The 14,487-nt window shown below is 60.8% G+C and carries 18 protein-coding genes; 5 read left to right on the forward strand and 13 right to left on the reverse strand.

From position 1 onward, the window contains the following. Window positions 1–78: 78 nt before the first annotated feature. Complete coding sequence (locus ACEUEL_RS22140) at window positions 79–378, reverse strand: hypothetical protein (protein WP_405710488.1); 300 nt, start codon at window positions 376–378, stop codon at window positions 79–81. A gap of 245 nt (window positions 379–623) precedes the next feature. Between ACEUEL_RS22140 and ACEUEL_RS22145 the strand changes: the two genes are divergently transcribed. Both ACEUEL_RS22145 and ACEUEL_RS22150 read left to right on the forward strand, forming a co-directional pair. Further along, complete coding sequence (locus ACEUEL_RS22145) at window positions 624–1,154, forward strand: hypothetical protein (RefSeq protein ID WP_405710491.1); 531 nt, start codon at window positions 624–626, stop codon at window positions 1,152–1,154. Continuing rightward, window positions 1,144–2,022: a hypothetical protein gene (locus ACEUEL_RS22150; protein WP_405710494.1), complete on the forward strand. Its 879-nt coding sequence runs from the start codon at window positions 1,144–1,146 to the stop codon at window positions 2,020–2,022. The genes ACEUEL_RS22145 and ACEUEL_RS22150 overlap by 11 nt, the downstream gene beginning before the upstream one ends. A 4-nt stretch (window positions 2,023–2,026) precedes the next feature. Here the strand turns inward: ACEUEL_RS22150 and ACEUEL_RS22155 are convergent, their stop codons facing one another. The 4 genes from ACEUEL_RS22155 to ACEUEL_RS22170 form a co-directional block, all read right to left on the reverse strand. Further along, the gene (locus ACEUEL_RS22155) at window positions 2,027–2,998 is read right to left on the reverse strand and encodes an XcyI family restriction endonuclease (protein ID WP_405710497.1); all 972 of its coding nucleotides are present in this window, start codon (window positions 2,996–2,998) and stop codon (window positions 2,027–2,029) included. After that, window positions 2,995–3,855, reverse strand: a complete 861-nt coding sequence (locus tag ACEUEL_RS22160) for a DNA-methyltransferase (RefSeq protein WP_405710499.1) — start codon at window positions 3,853–3,855, stop codon at window positions 2,995–2,997. Before ACEUEL_RS22160 ends, ACEUEL_RS22155 begins: the two co-directional genes overlap by 4 nt. A 102-nt stretch (window positions 3,856–3,957) precedes the next feature. Beyond that, a complete protein-coding gene (locus ACEUEL_RS22165; RefSeq protein WP_405710502.1) occupies window positions 3,958–4,248 on the reverse strand; it encodes a type II toxin-antitoxin system RelE/ParE family toxin in 291 nt (96 codons plus the stop codon). Next, entirely contained in the window at window positions 4,248–4,526 is a 279-nt protein-coding gene (locus tag ACEUEL_RS22170; RefSeq protein WP_405710505.1) for a ribbon-helix-helix domain-containing protein, read from the reverse strand. The genes ACEUEL_RS22165 and ACEUEL_RS22170 overlap by 1 nt, the downstream gene beginning before the upstream one ends. Before the next feature lie 526 nt (window positions 4,527–5,052). On the opposite strand from ACEUEL_RS22170, the gene mobQ reads away from it, so the two are divergent. Together mobQ and ACEUEL_RS22180 are read left to right on the forward strand one after the other, a co-directional pair. Then, window positions 5,053–6,009, forward strand: a complete 957-nt coding sequence (gene mobQ, locus ACEUEL_RS22175; protein WP_405710508.1) for a MobQ family relaxase — start codon at window positions 5,053–5,055, stop codon at window positions 6,007–6,009. Beyond that, window positions 6,006–6,473, forward strand: a complete 468-nt coding sequence (locus tag ACEUEL_RS22180) for a hypothetical protein (protein ID WP_405710511.1) — start codon at window positions 6,006–6,008, stop codon at window positions 6,471–6,473. The genes mobQ and ACEUEL_RS22180 overlap by 4 nt, the downstream gene beginning before the upstream one ends. Window positions 6,474–6,527: 54 nt before the next feature. Here the strand turns inward: ACEUEL_RS22180 and ACEUEL_RS22185 are convergent, their stop codons facing one another. The 4 genes from ACEUEL_RS22185 to ACEUEL_RS22200 are packed head-to-tail and all read right to left on the reverse strand — an operon-like array spanning window position 6,528 to window position 9,528. Further along, the gene (locus ACEUEL_RS22185) at window positions 6,528–7,136 is read right to left on the reverse strand and encodes a hypothetical protein (protein WP_405710514.1); all 609 of its coding nucleotides are present in this window, start codon (window positions 7,134–7,136) and stop codon (window positions 6,528–6,530) included. 2 nt (window positions 7,137–7,138) lie between these two features. Beyond that, entirely contained in the window at window positions 7,139–8,761 is a 1,623-nt protein-coding gene (locus ACEUEL_RS22190) for a type IV secretory system conjugative DNA transfer family protein (protein ID WP_405710516.1), read from the reverse strand. A 14-nt stretch (window positions 8,762–8,775) separates the two neighbouring features. Further along, window positions 8,776–9,207: a DUF4112 domain-containing protein gene (locus ACEUEL_RS22195; protein WP_405710519.1), complete on the reverse strand. Its 432-nt coding sequence runs from the start codon at window positions 9,205–9,207 to the stop codon at window positions 8,776–8,778. Between the two features lie 12 nt (window positions 9,208–9,219). Further along, window positions 9,220–9,528 (reverse strand): hypothetical protein, encoded by a 309-nt coding sequence (locus ACEUEL_RS22200; protein ID WP_405710522.1) that lies wholly within the window; start codon window positions 9,526–9,528, stop codon window positions 9,220–9,222. Window positions 9,529–9,699: 171 nt separating this feature from the next. Here ACEUEL_RS22200 and ACEUEL_RS22205 point away from each other — a divergent pair, with 171 nt between their 5' ends. Further along, entirely contained in the window at window positions 9,700–10,590 is an 891-nt protein-coding gene (locus ACEUEL_RS22205; RefSeq protein ID WP_405710525.1) for a YARHG domain-containing protein, read from the forward strand. A gap of 909 nt (window positions 10,591–11,499) precedes the next feature. On the opposite strand, the gene ACEUEL_RS22210 is transcribed toward ACEUEL_RS22205, so the two are convergent. From ACEUEL_RS22210 to ACEUEL_RS22225, 4 genes are all read right to left on the reverse strand, one after another. After that, a complete protein-coding gene (locus ACEUEL_RS22210; protein WP_405710528.1) occupies window positions 11,500–12,609 on the reverse strand; it encodes a replication initiator protein A in 1,110 nt (369 codons plus the stop codon). A 42-nt stretch (window positions 12,610–12,651) separates the two neighbouring features. Continuing rightward, window positions 12,652–12,978 carry a ribbon-helix-helix domain-containing protein gene (locus ACEUEL_RS22215; RefSeq protein WP_405710532.1) on the reverse strand — a complete coding sequence of 109 codons (327 nt, stop codon included), beginning with the start codon at window positions 12,976–12,978 and terminating at the stop codon, window positions 12,652–12,654. Beyond that, window positions 12,947–13,618, reverse strand: a complete 672-nt coding sequence (locus ACEUEL_RS22220; protein ID WP_405710534.1) for an AAA family ATPase — start codon at window positions 13,616–13,618, stop codon at window positions 12,947–12,949. Before ACEUEL_RS22220 ends, ACEUEL_RS22215 begins: the two co-directional genes overlap by 32 nt. A 208-nt stretch (window positions 13,619–13,826) precedes the next feature. Beyond that, window positions 13,827–14,378 (reverse strand): recombinase family protein, encoded by a 552-nt coding sequence (locus ACEUEL_RS22225; RefSeq protein WP_405710537.1) that lies wholly within the window; start codon window positions 14,376–14,378, stop codon window positions 13,827–13,829. Between the last annotated feature and the right edge of the window lie 109 nt (window positions 14,379–14,487).

Raw genomic sequence — 14,487 nt, forward strand, 5'->3', positions numbered from 1 at the left:
CAGACTAACGTGCTGAAATCATTGGGTCGAGGTTTCTGTGCAAAAATCACGATTTATGCACAGAGCGGAAGTGGCGGCTTAGCCGCCTCCGAACAGATCGCCTTGCCGCGACTTCGCTAGGTACTCCTGCCATTCTTCAGCGGCTTCAGCCTCGGCAAGCCATTGCGACGTGTAGGCCTCGGGGCCCCCCACTGCCTCTATGGTCCCCGGCGGGACAAAATGGGAGCAGTACCCTGTCCTAGTAATGGGATTAGGACCATCGGAAAGCAGTTCGAGATGTGTAATGACGCCATCCGCATATTTGGGCGCATAGCGCACTCGGATGGTATGCTGCTTCCACTGCAAGAAGGTGGTGAAGGTGTATTCGGTATCGGTCATGGGTCCGTCCTTTCGTCGTTGTTGAACACGTCCCCTGGCGAGGACGCGCGACGTTGGACTGGGCGAAAAAGCCTCCTTGTCACCGACAACACGGGAGCGCAGCGAATGGAGCGGGCGGGAGATTGACTAGGGGGCGCGCCCTGTCAGGAACGCGGCCATCCTCGCGGGAAACGTGACGACTATGACGCAGGGGCGTGCAACGATAAGGCTCGACAACTCCAAAAAACCATGAGAACAAAACAGGAATGTTCGGCCGTATCGCAAAGACGCTCCTCATTATGTCGGCCATTGCGCCGATCGGGCTGGTCTATGCTTGGGTCGCGTTCAGCGAGGGAAAAACGCTATTGGCAATCCTGCTCATCAGCGGGTGCCTCTTCCTCGTTGCCTGTTGTGCGTGGCTACTCAAGCAGGCGAAGAAATATCTTGAACGATTCCCGTTCAAACCTGCCAGCGTCGAAGCCGCCGACCGCGAGAATATCGCGTTCATGCTGCTCTACCTATCACCCTTGTTCACGGCTCCGCTCGGCCAGTGGAACATGAACATCATGATCCCGACCCTTCTGGTCTTTGCCCTACTGACGGCTACCGGATATAATTACCATTTCAACCCGCTACTCGGCCTAGTCCGGTGGCATTTCTATAAGGTGTCTTCCATTGAAGGCGTCACGTATGTTCTCATTACGAAGAAGCAGCTTCGCAACACTGCGCAGATAGATCAAGTTGGTCAGCTTACAGAATATATATTGATCGACTTGGAGGACGCCAATGCCAGTTAATTTGCTAGCCCTATGCAAGCCGGGTTCTGATTTCATCGTCAAACGCGTCATGACGACAGCTGAAGTACAGGGACAGCTTGAGGGAATATTTATCCAACAGGAACAGACGTTCCTGAACGGCGTGAGTGAGGAAGTCGTGTTCGACGGCGGCTGGAGCCCCGAGCCTAACGAACTGCTGTACGCACCGATCACCCCTGAGGCTACATCGATATTCCAAGCTGCGCAGGGCAATATCGTCGCGATGCCGCAGGTGAATGCGACGGCCTTCGAGAACGAAGGCATCCGCGCCCTTGCCGTACTCGTCCAGCGCCCCGCTGGCCCGCGGTTGCTGCTTCAGGAATTTTCCGCACGGCAACTTTTAGAGCGGCGCTTCAATCTCATTCTCGATGGCGACACCTTCAACCGATTGACGCAACCCGCCTTCAGCCTCGGGGCGTCGCTTGCGGGCATGATCGACGGTGACCGCATCAAGTTCCGGCTGTTTAATCGTATCAAGCTGATCTTCGACCTAACGAACCTCTATCAGGAAGCGACGAACGCCCAACTGGACACGTTTTGCGCATTACCGAGCTTACAAATCGCCGATGCAGCGGCGTTCAAGTCCATGGCGGACCAGAAGATGCGCAAGCTCATCAACGCCATCAGCGAGCGCAATACACTGGGTAATTATACACCTGCGCAGATAGCCGAAGCGGCAGATACCGAGGGATTTCAGGTCGAAATCATCGCGGATCGCATCGTCATGCCGTCCACCAAATCGAATGCGAAGGCGCTGCTGCATTTCCTTGATAACGGTCTATACCGCGCAGCGCTCGGAGGTGAAATGTTCATCACCAACTCAAAGCGAATATACCAAGCGAGCACGTAGTATATTATCGCGATACAACACCCGTTAGTGAAACTACACGGTCCTTAAAATCTTGATACTCGTCGCCGCTCGCGGCTACTAGGTCGGATATGCGATAAAACCTATTGGTGCTTGGGCTTTCCCGCTTCGCCATAGCCATGTCGATCTTATCTACATTCACAACGGTCCAGCATTCAGCGTAACCGTTGGCCTTTGCCTTCTGGTGACTTTTCTCGGCCTCTCCAATACGATTATGGATATTCGAGAAATCTGAGCCCGCCTTCACCTCGATCGCAATAATTTCCCGATACACCCCGGGCCGCATTTCCTCCCGGATGATAATATCCGGGTCGGGCGCGAACTCGATCAGTACAGCACGCCCGGTCGCATTCTTGATCTCGATGCGTGTATCCGATAGCGACGTGACCGACTTCGCGACAATTTCATGGATTGCATTGAACACGGTACGAATGCCCGCAGCTCCCTTGCGAACATTAGCCCCGCCTCGGAGCTGGGGCCCGAGCGTGAGCAGGGTAAGGTCATCGAGGAGGGACGCGCTCACCTTGCCCGTGCCGATACCCGCCACGAGCAATGCACCTGCTTCGCAAAACGCTTTCGCGAGCGCTTCGATGTCGGACGCGATATCCTTGCGGATAACTCCGCGCTCTTCCATGGCCTTGAAACGGCCAAGCCCTGTCGCAGCCGTATAGAATTCTTTCTGGCTGTACCCGTAGAGCAGCCGATAGTACCCGAGCAGGCGAGGGTTCGCTGTGAGGATCACCGGGACCGGAAACACAAGCTCGCCCCGCAAGCCATGCGTTGCAAGGGTCGTGAGGCTATGGCTCGGAACATGGGATGCCAGCTCTCGATCGATGTCGGGGACCGCGAGCGACTTCACCGTTTCTGCGAGCGCATCTTGCAGATATAGGCGACGGATTGCCGCCAGCATTGCTGCGAAATTGATCTGGGCATCCGGCTGCGGAACCGTAATCGTCATGCGGCAATCCTGACGACCTTCGGCTGCACTGCGCCGATGCGGCGGGCGGCTAACGCAACATATTCAGGATTCAACTCTATCCCGATATAGCGGCGACCAAGCGATTCCGCCACAAGTCCCGCTGTGCCCGATCCAAAAAATGGGTCGAGCACGAAATCCCCGGGACGGCTGGACGACCGAATGCAAGGCTCGATCAGCTTGGGTGGAAATGTCGCGAAATGCGCGCCACTAAAGCCCTGAGTGTGAACGTTCCAAACCGAACGGCAATTCCGCCCGTTCGGCTCGCGCACCGCCTCGCGATCATACAAATAGCGTTCGCTTTTCGTGAGCATGAAGAGATACTCGTGGGCCCTCGTCGGCCGGTCTTTCACGCTCTCCGGCATGGCGTTTGGCTTGTTCCAAACGACATCTGCACGCAAATACCACCCATCGTCCTGAAGGGCGAAGGCAAGCCGCCACGGGATTCCAAGAAGGTCTTTCGACTTTAACCCGTCCGGCGTGTCGGGACGCACATCCATCGCCCGTGCCGGGTTCTTCTTATCTGGCGCACGCCATCCCCGGTTTCCGCTAGTATATCCATCGCCGATATTTAGCCAAAAAACGCCATCATCCTTTAAAACCCGACGCATTTCTGAAAAAACAGACGTTAGGTTGTTGATGAATTGCGGCAATGTTTCCTCTAATCCTATCTGCTCAGGGACATTGTAGTCCCTAAGGCCCCAATAAGGCGGAGAGGTAACAGCACATTGCACACTATTCGAAGGAAGCCGCCTCAAAACGGTCAGGGCGTCCCCCTCGAACAGGATAGAGCTGCTAATGTCAATGACATCAGGCTTTGTTATTTTCTTTGTTCTCATCTCGCGCCCCCGACCGTCACCGATATTTCATTTTCGTTAGGCCGACCGGCCACAACACTCAGCAAATCTTTGATCGGCATACTTATGCCGTTCCGTGTAGCATCACCTCTCAAGCAGCTCTTGCCACTTGCGAGCGCCCCATACGACGCGAACAATATCGGCCCCGCCCTCAGCCTCCCGATAGAGGATGAGGTAATTCCCCACTGGAAATGTTCGCAAACCCGGCCTCACCTGCGGATGCTCGGTTCCCATCCGGGGCATCTCACCCAGGAGGCGGCAACGCTCAACAATGGAATCGTACCAGCGGAGCGCAGCGGCCGGGTTATCATCCGCAATGCGCCTGACAGTTTCCCAAAGGTCGCTTTCGGCAGACGGTAATAGGCGGAAAGCCATCACGCCTCGCGGGCGGCGATGTAGTTGTCCAAGCGCGAGCGCAGGCGAGCAAAGGCATCCTCACCATCGACCGGAGCGCCGCTACTAACGCCAGCATCCCAGAGAGCCCCCAGCTCATCGATAGCTTGGGCCCGCTCGGCACGACGACGCATCCAATCGCGCATAGCCTCCCGCACCACTTCGCTAGTCGATGCATACTCTCCGGCATCGGTAGCGCTGCGAGCGGCGGCGGCCATCTCGGGGGTAAGCGCGATGCTAACTTTCTCGACATGGGCCATGATGCGTTCTCCTTTTGTCCAATAGTAGGCAAGTTTACCACCGCATGCAAGCCCGACATGCTACCCAGCATGCCACCGTGCTCCCTCCGGGCAAGGACGCGTGCGCGTCGCCTCCGGCGATGCCTGTCGGCCTCCTTGCCCTGCGCTGCGCGCGGCAGCGAGGGGAGGGCATGGCCGGGACGGAGAATGGCACCCATGCCTCCGGCGGGGCCGAACAGAGAATGCTTCGACCGGAGACCAAGCGGCTCGCCTGGTCGTAGGTCGGTGGACCGCCTAGGGTTCGGGGAGTGGCGGCGGAACGTCCCCCGATGGGGTGAAGGGCAAGCCCCTCTGGGTCGGCAAGGCGACACACGCATTAGTTTAATATCGTGCGAAATTTTAACCTTTGAGTGCGATACTGGCCCCTTGCTAGCCTCCGGCAGGGTGCACGTTGGGAACCAACGTATAAGTGCACACTTACCTGCCTGAGCGAAAGGGGTTAAACTGGTGCGGTGAGTTCGGAAGCCGGGCCTCAACGGGAGCCACCATGGCACTGTTCAGTTGGTCGATGCAGGTCATCAAGCGCAGCTCGGGGCGCTCGGCCGTTGCCGCCGCTGCCTACCGGGCAGGGGAGAAGCTGCACGACGAACGCGCTGACGTGACCCATGATTACCGTCGCAGGTCAGGGGTCGAGCATACCGAGATCATGGCACCGCAGGGCGCGCCCGCGTGGGTGCATGATCGGCAAACCCTCTGGAACCGGGTCGAGGCCTCCGAGAAACGGAAGGACGCGCAGGTGTGCCGGGAGCTGCGCATCATGCTTCCGCGCGAGCTGTCGCGGGAGGAGCGCATTGCCCTGCTGCGCGACTATATCGGTTCTACCTTCGTGTCGCGTGGCATGGTCGCGGATATCGCCGTGCACAACAAGGTCGCCAGCGACGGGCAGGAACAGCCGCACGCCCATGTCATGCTGACCATGCGCCCGCTCGAGGACGACGGCTTCGGCAAGAAGTCGCGCCATGACTGGGTACACCATCCGGACGGGCTGACCCATGACGACGGCAAGCCCGTGCTCGTCATGAGCAACGCCGAGAGCTGGAACAGCCCGGCCTTCTTCGACCAAGCCCGCGAGGCGTGGGAGAAGACGGCAAATGATGCGCTGGCGGATGCGGGGAGCGCCGCGCGCATTGATCGCCGTTCCCTGCTCGAACGTGGTCTGGCCCGCATGCCCGAGCCTGCCCTGCGCATGGCGTGGCACATGAAGGAGCTGTATGGCGGCATGAAGGACCGCTTCGGGCAGTATCTCGCGGCGAAGCATTTCCGGCGGGTCGAGGACGCCGCACGGGATGCTTTCGCCAAGCTCGAAAAGGGTCAGAGCAAGGTGGCGAAGAACGTACAGACGGTCGAGCGCTTCGTGGGCTGGTTCGAACGGCAAATAGACCGCCTTGCGCCCGATAAGAGGCCGGAGCTGGCGCGAGACACCGGGCGGGGGTTTGACCGATGAGCGGTGATCGCTGGCAGGATGAGTTCTTCAAGCGCAAGCCGGGCGGCGATGCCGACGCCCCGGCGGAATCCGCCAAGGATGCCGCGCTGGATGAATTCGACCTGCTGCCGGGTGTGGACCCGAGCGCCTACAAGGCGTTCATCGTGCAGCGCGGGCGCTCGGTGTCGATGTTCCTCGACCTGCGCAGCTTCGATGCCCGCTCCGGCGTGCTGCAAGGCACGATGTTGTCCTATCCGCAGCTCGTCGCCGTCGATTATGTCGATGACCACACCATCCTGCTCGATTTCGGCATGCGCCATGTGCGCATCGAGGGCGAGCGGCTGGCCGAGCTGATACAGCGGCTACATTCCGCCAGCGTGAGCGTCATTCAGGCATGGTCGCCCAAGATTTGGGGGGAGAAGGAACCCGAAGGCGCCCCCATCGTGCGCCGCATCACCCATCTGGGCCTCGGGCAGGGGCACTGATGCGTTGGTCCTTCAATTCCCCTGCCCGAGCGAACCCGGACAGGGGCTAGGGCTTCACGCTTGCGCGGCCTCGATGCGCGCGCCTTCCCTGACCAGGGCGAGCAGGGATGGGTGAAGGCGCTGCATGGCCTCGGCGATGCTCGGCGGTGCCGGGATGTCGGGAACGATCACCAATGCCGTCGGCACGCACCTGGAGGCGTCGGACGCCGGAGCCACCGGCGCGGCGGTCGCGGGAGCCGATTGCTTCCAGCGGCTACGCTGCACCGTCCAGCGCAGGGCCAGAAGGGCGGGAAGTAGCACCACAAGCGCCACGGCAAGGAACCCGCCGTCGATCGCCACGCCCTTCTGAATCTGGGCATGGACACCAAGGGCAACGGTGCCTCCGCAGGCGAGGATGATCGGCCAGGCGATGACGGGATGCCCCAGCGTCCGCGCAAGCAGGGACGGCCCATTACGGCCCGGCTCAACCACGTCCAGCTCGCGCCGGCGGCGCTCGGCGCTGGTGACGTTCGCGGCATGGATGCCGATGACGCCCCAGAAAACGGGCCACCCCCAGCCCTCGCCTCCCGCCTGCCAGCAGTGCCAGGCGCTATAGGCAAAACTGCCGATGATGATCCATTGGGTGACAGGGTTCGCCCAGAGGCGATTGAAGAAGCGCTTCATGTTCAGCCCTCCTGCCGGAATGTGATCGGCATGTAGTGGTCGCGGGTGAAGGCGAAGCGTCGGCCCGGCTGGACGATGATCGCATCCACCTTGCGGTCGTTATGAAGCCCGCCGGTGCGCAATCCGCTCGCGAACATGGCGGGGTCGATCTTGTAGTCCTTCTGCTCCTGAAGGCTTTCGCCCTCGCTCTCGCCCCAACTCGTGCCGTTGGTGCGGCCATGGTTCCAGCTCTCATTCGCGCCATGGCCGCGCGAATGCTGGTTGTTGTAGCCGGTGCGTCCGTCCGCCCCCATGGTGGAGGTGTTGGTCGCGCCATAGTTCCAGGAGTTTCCGGTGCCGTAGCCATGTGAGGTGGAGCTGGAACCGCCGCTGTTGCTGCCGCGATTCATGCCCGCGCGCAGCACGATGGTCTGCCCGATCATGTCGGCCGCCCAGCGATTGGTGACGGGGCATCCGTTGGCATGGAAAATCTTGGTGGTCAGATTGGCGAGCAGCATGTCCGCGTAATGCTGCGGGTTCTGCCCGCCGATCTTGGCGTAGAGGGTCGGAAGGCTCTGGGTGATGTAGACGGTCGAGGCACGCGCCGATCGCGCCGTGGATTGGAACTCGGCGTCATACTCGTTGATGAAGAACTGGCACTCGTCGGCCCAGAGGAAGACGGGGCGCATCGGCCCGCCATCATGGAACGCGCTGCGCGCCTCTACGGCCCGCTGCCACAGGAATTTGAGGATGTGCTGGGCGATGATGCCGTCCTCCTGCCAGGTCTTCACCGGCATGTCGAGAATGAGGATTCCCCCTTCCAGCGACAGCTCGGGAACGAAGGTGGTGTGCGTGCAGAACAGGTCGTGCAGTCGCCCATGGGCGAAGCGCGACAGCAGGCTCGTCATGGTGATGACGATGTTCGAGCGGGTCTTGGGATCGAGCCGCGCGAAATCGAACCGCCAATAGGCACCGCACGCCATGACCGCCTGCTCGCTCAGGCGATGCACGGGATCTTCGAGCGCTTTATGGATGGTGAGGTACAGGAAGGATCTGTCCTGCCATTTGGGGTCCATCGTCTCCTCTTCCGTGCGCGGCGCGGATTGGATGAAGCGATACAGCTCGTCGAGCCGGACGCGGCCATGCGCGGAATAGAGCAAGGGCACGGCGTTCATCAGCGCCTGGTGGTTCGCATCCTCCCAGAACTGCGCGCCCTCGGCGGCGGGGCGGGATTTGGCGAGGCGCGATGCATCTGCGATGAGCTTCAGCACCGCGACGGCAACGCTCGTCGCCTCGATGCCGAACTTGGCGAGCACATAGTCGAGCACGTTGATGCGCCAGGGCGTGCCCGCGCCGATGCGCATCAACGAGGCCGGGCGGCCGGTCTGCTTGGCGTAATGCTGCCACAGCGCGGCTTCCTCGGGCTTGGCGCAGAGGACCAGTCCGCCAAAACCATTGCGCATGTAGGAAAGGGCGAGCGCACGGGCCGAACCGCTGGTCTTGGCGCTGCCCGTGCCGCCGATAATGGCCACGCCCTGCACGGCCTGGCCAAGGGTGAGCGCATCGCGCTCACCCAGGGAAACCAGCGGAGCCTCCAGCTCCGCAACAAAGCTGTTCGCCCGATTGGCGAGTGAATGATGGTGCATGATCTCCCCTCCCCTCACTCGGCCGGAAGCAGCACGACGCGCCGCCCGCAGCTCATGGCTTCACCGATACGCGGATCGTTCTTGTCGGCGGTGTAGATGGTCCGGCTAATGTCGCGCTTCAGCAGCCAGCCCGCCCAAAGCGACGAGCACAGCAGGGCATCGGGAACCGATCCCACGACCGGCACCATGCCGATCGCCATATCGACCATGAAGAGCGACCCGCTCTGCAAAAGCGTGATGCCGGATGCGCGGGCCTTCACGCCCTGGGCGAGCATGTAGACGGCCGCGCCAGCGGTATAGAACTGCCCCACGACCGGCACGAAGGCGAGAATGCCATCGAGGCCGATACCAAACGGGCCGATGCCGATCCATTTATCGGACGCACGGCGGGCCTGCTCGATGTTCGCGACGACGTTGTGAATGTCGAGTTCGGAATGTGCACGCATGGCAATATCCTTTCAGCGTTCGATATCGAGGTCGGGGCTGTGGGAGTGCTCGGGCGAAGGCGAAATCTCGCCCTCGATCGTCAGGGAGCCGGAGGGCCAGACGGCTTCCCTCTCGGGGCTGTGCGAGGGATCAGCGCCGGGGGTGCGCCCGAACCAGGCCTCGTCGATAAGCTTGGCGTGGATGTCCGGCATGATCTCGTGGGCGACATAGGCCGCGCCCTCTCCGATCGCGTCGCAGACACTTTGGAAAAGGGTCTGCTCCTGCTCGGCCGGTGTGTGCTGCACGGTCGCCTGGAAGCGGCGTTTCGATGCTGGTGCCATTTTCGGCCTCCCCCTGTTCGGTTGACGGGGCGAGGTTCCGCAGCGCAGCGGGAAAAGTCCCTCCAAGCGGAAGGAAACCGCCGGAAACCAGCGGAAAAGATGCACGCTGGCAGTGACTTACGAAATGTACCGCTTATGCTGTGGTGCGATATTGCTCCCGGCCAGGTGTCCATGACCGATCCGCAGGAACATTCCACCCGCCCATTCGGCACCTGGCGCAGCTTCGCTGAGATGCTGGACGAGCTGGCGCTCGTGAAAGGGCTGCACACGCACAAGCAGCTCGCGACCGCCATCAAGGATGCGACGAAGCAAACCGTTCTTGAGAAGAACATCGGCAATTGGCGTCGGGGCGATAATCTCCCCTCCCCGGCCTTTCTCAAGCCGCTGGCGGATACGCTCGGCGTGACCGGCAATGCGAAGCTGGAACCGGTATGGAACCGGCTCTATGCGGAAGCATCCGCCGCCCGGAAAGGGCAAGCGGTGCCGATGGTGCAAACTGACCCGCCTCCCCCGGAAACCTCGCCCCTGGTCGAGCCGGTGCCGGTGCCTTCACGACGCCATGGCCGGGTGACGATCGCGGCCGGGATGTTGGCGGTCGCGACGGTGGTGGTCGTGGTCGCGGGAGCATTCCGCGTCCTGCCGATACCGGCCTTGCAAGCGGAGAGCGGTCCTGTTTATCGCGACTACATGCCGCCCGATGAATTGCGGCTGACCTCGGCCGGGTTCGTGCTGTCTGATTCGGCAAGCCGCGCGCTTACGGTGGACGATCTGAAGCCGCTTTCCGGTTGGGAACTCTATGTGGCGCGCAATGAGATTTACGCCCGCCACGGGCGGCGCTTCCTGCGCACCTATTCGGTGTGCTTGCAGAACCATTTCAACGCCTGGGCGAAGGGTAGCCAGAACCCGAAAGGCTGGTATGTGCCGGTCTCGGGCGAGGTACGGCCCTCTGAGATCGAGCTGGCGAACGCCGATTTCATCCGCGCCTATGAGTGCGGAGAGCGCGGCGGGCAATATCTGTGTAACGGCGAAGTCTGGCAGTGCGGAAAGAAGCGACCGGAATAGCCTCGGAGACACGCGGCGCATTGCGCCGGGTGGAAATCACCCTCGCTCGGCTCCACGGTAGAACGCCATATTTGCCCGCTGGGCGCGAAGCGCCCTCTGGCCACCCTCTCCCCTATGTGGAGGGGAAGAAGGCCTTCAGGGGCAAAATTTTCGCGGCCTATGAGCTATCTGAAAGCTCTTACCTTCTAAACCCATGTTCCCTGTTCGACGCGCCGCAGGCGTGGCGAGCCCGCGCGAAGCGCGGAATACTGACGTTCCCCGTCCCGACGCCATCAGAACACCGTCACGCACAGCAGGAAGGCACCCGAAGGGCCGGAGCGGAGCGGAGGACCGCGCTATGCGTGGTTGCCTCTGCGAGCATGGCGGTAGGCTGAATGGAGGAGGGCGAAAACTTGTCCGGCCATGGGCCGGACGCCGATTAGCGGCGAAGCCGCCTATTACCTACGAGAAAGGAAAATTCAGTCGGCCGTGAGGCCGACACCGTTTAGACCAATCGCCCTCCGGGCGATGCCGAATATGGGGGGAGGGGGGAAAATCGGTTAAAGAGTTAAATAGAACTCAGTTAAAGAGTTAAGAGCCATTTTGGCGCTAAAAAAGATTGGAATTTCAGTCGGTTATGAAATCGGGGCGTTCCTGATATCCCGTCACTTTGTTCCTGATGTCCCGACACCTGCGTTCCTGATGTCCCGACTGTTTGTTCCCGATATCCCGAAACCCGTTCCTGATATCCCGAAAGATTCGGCTGCCCTGTGGATAAGCGCTTGTAAAGGGCCGTTTTCCGCCCTCTGAGCGTTCCTGATGTCCCGAAACTCTCCTGCTTGCCGTGCATTTTGAGCCGCATCGCCTGCATTTCCAGCCTTTCCATCTGTCGAAGGGAGGAGTTATCGGGATATCGGGAACACATCAGGCCTAGCGATTGCGCTCGGCATGGCTCTTTAGGAAGCCAAGGAACGCGGCCTCGTAGTTTTTAGGAGTGCGGTCCGTGTCCTCAGCCAGCCAGTAGTCGAAATCTGATTTCAGGGCATATACATCGTGGCGAGGGAATGCGGCGCGCACCTTGGCTATCGTTTCGTCGCTAAGCTCTCGGGTGAATAGCGGCAGCCCACTATCTGCCTTAGGCGCGCCCTTCTTGCGCCCGCCACGTGCACGGGCTGGCTTCGTCACCAGTTCCCCCGCCTCCGGCGCGCACTCGCGACGGAACATGTGCAAGATAGGCTCGCCCTGCCCTGCCTGCGCAATGCGGAGCGCGAAGGATGGCAAAGCGTCCTCACGGGCGATCTTCAGCATCTCGAATTTGAAGCGGCGATAGCTACCTTCCGCTCCCGACTTCTGGAATAGCGTGTCGAAGGGAATGGAGAACCCCTCCTCCCCTGCCCCGCCTGCATGCTTGCGGGCCACACGATATAGCCAGCGTTCGCGGCCGCCCTTGATCGTGAAATACTCGGGGTCGATGGCGAGCACGCCACCATCCGCAAGCACGCCCTCATAGAACCATTCGGAGAGCGTGAAGGTCATGCCGAAGCTCTGCTCTCCGCTGTCGTCCGTGAGGTCGTTCAGCCCTTCAATCCAGCTAAACTGCCGATGCTTCTTCCGTCCCTTATCAGCGCGGATATTGGTCTCGATCGCCGTGGCTTGAAGACGACTTAGCGCCTCCTTCAACAGGCGGTATTCCCGCCCACCGGAGGCGCGGCCGATGGTCTTCAGGAGGTCGTAGGGCTGGAATTGTAGGGTGCGGGGGATGTCATTGCGGCCCTTCCGCTTCATGTCCGTAAGCACGGATGCGGCCCATATGAGGATATCGGCATCCCATATGGTCGCCATGCCATATTCAGGGTTAGCGGTGATCTTCACATAGAGCTGGCCGTCCGGGCTTACATACTCGATGGGCTTCACGCGCTTGTTCTTCGAAAGGCTGAAGAAAGGGCGTTCCATCGTTTCGCGCTGGTCGCGCAGCGGTATGTCCGCGATGAAGGGCACGAACAAATCAAACTGGCGGTCGAAAGCGCGAACTTTACTCATGTGTATGAACGCATGAACCTATTGCCACATACAGACATAGGTTCATTCGCCTCCTAGCTTGGCAATGGTGGCACGGCCCTTCTTGGTGAAAAGCAGGTCGAGCGCGTCTTCGAGAAGCTGCTGGATGGTCGTGTCATCCTCGGCCGCAATCATGCGGAGCTGGCGAGCGACGCCATGGCTGAAATGCCCTCCGATGAATCGCTTCCCTTCGCGCACGGGGCGCGAGAATTTGCGCGGCTCCTCGACCTCCTGCTTTGCCTCAGGCTGCGGCTTGGTCCGTTTGACCGCCTTTACGGCCACAGGCGGCACCTGCGGCTCGGGGGTCTGTGCAGCGCGGTCAAGCACCGCTTGCAATGCGTTTACGGCCATGCGGCTTCTCCTTCTGCTTATGATCGTATAGGTTCATACACACATACGCGTATAGATCTTTGATTTCCTGCGCCGCCTTGCCGGATGGCTCGATCTCCTGCGCGGCTTGCCCGGATTGCTGCGCACGGGAATAGGCGATCCGATTGCCGATGCGCACCGGGCAGAGGGGAGCTTTCAGCTTCGTGATGACATCGCACGTATCGTCCACCTCGCGGCCCTGTGGCGGGCAGAAAGTGAGCACGACGCCATAGGGGCGCTCATAGTGCTGAAGCAGTTCGAGGGTCCGCGTCATCGCCATGATGTCGAGCACGGCCGGGCGGCTCGGCACGAGCACGAAATCGGCGTGCTGCGCGGCCTCATAGGCGATGTCTTTTGAGAAGGGTGGGGTGTCGATGATGGCGAGGTCGCACCCGGCCTCGGCTGCTGCCGCGAGCACGTGCGAGAGGCGCGCCGCTGGAACGGCGGTAATCGCCAGAGAGCTATCGACACGGGTATCCTTCCAGAAGGATGCCGACGCCTGAGGATCGAGGTCGAAAAGGACGGCCTTCTTCCCTTCGCGGCTCGCCTCGACGGCTAGGGCAGTGGCAAGGGTCGTTTTACCGACGCCCCCTTTCTGCGACACGATGGAGATGGTTTTCATACCGGGCCTGCTTCGTTCATGTGTTCATTCGTTCATACACCTACACACCTATAAAGCCGTGGCCTTATGAAACCGTGAATGTGTGGGCTTATGGGTGCATAATCGGCGCGGGTCGTGGCAGGTTCGCAACAGCGTTGGCGGCTGGCGGGTGAAATCACAATGGAGGCCTGCCACTCAAAGGGCAGGGCGCTTTGGGGGCGAGAGCGCTCTAACGAAGCCGCGAAATCGTCGAGTGGCTGACGTTGTAACTGCGGGCGATATCCGCCAGCGTTTCCTCGCCCTTGTCGCGCCGTTCACGCGCCTCACGCTTCTGATGTAGGGTGAGTTTCGGTGCACGGCCCATCTTCACGCCACGCGCTTTTGCGCGCTCGCGGCCTTCGCCCGTTCGGGTGCGTATCAGCTCGCGCTCGAACTCGGCCAAGCCACCCAGCACCGTCACCATGAGCCGCCCGTGCGGTGTGGTGGTGTCGGCCCAGCTATCCGCAAGTGAGCGAAAAAGCGCGCCGCGCTCTCCGATGGCGGCAAGGATGTTGAGCAGGTCGCGCGTCGATCGCGCGAGGCGGTCGAGGCGCGTCACCAGAAGCACATCACCGGCGGCAAGCTGCTCAATGGCGCGGGCGAGCTGGCGACGATCGGCGCGCGCCCCGCTCGCAGTTTCCTCGAACACCCGCACAGCTCCGGCAGAGGCGAGGGCGGTGCGCTGGGCATCGAGCGTCTGCCCGTCAGTTGATACCCGCGCATAGCCGTAAATCGCCGCCATAACACCTCGCACTTTCGCACATGATTTATGCACAGACTAACGTGCTGAAATCATTGGGTCGAGGTTTCTGTGCAAAAATCACGATTTATGCACAGAGCGGAAGTGGCGG

It is taken from the genome of Ancylobacter terrae (assembly GCF_045108345.1).
Classification (GTDB): domain Bacteria; phylum Pseudomonadota; class Alphaproteobacteria; order Rhizobiales; family Xanthobacteraceae; genus Ancylobacter.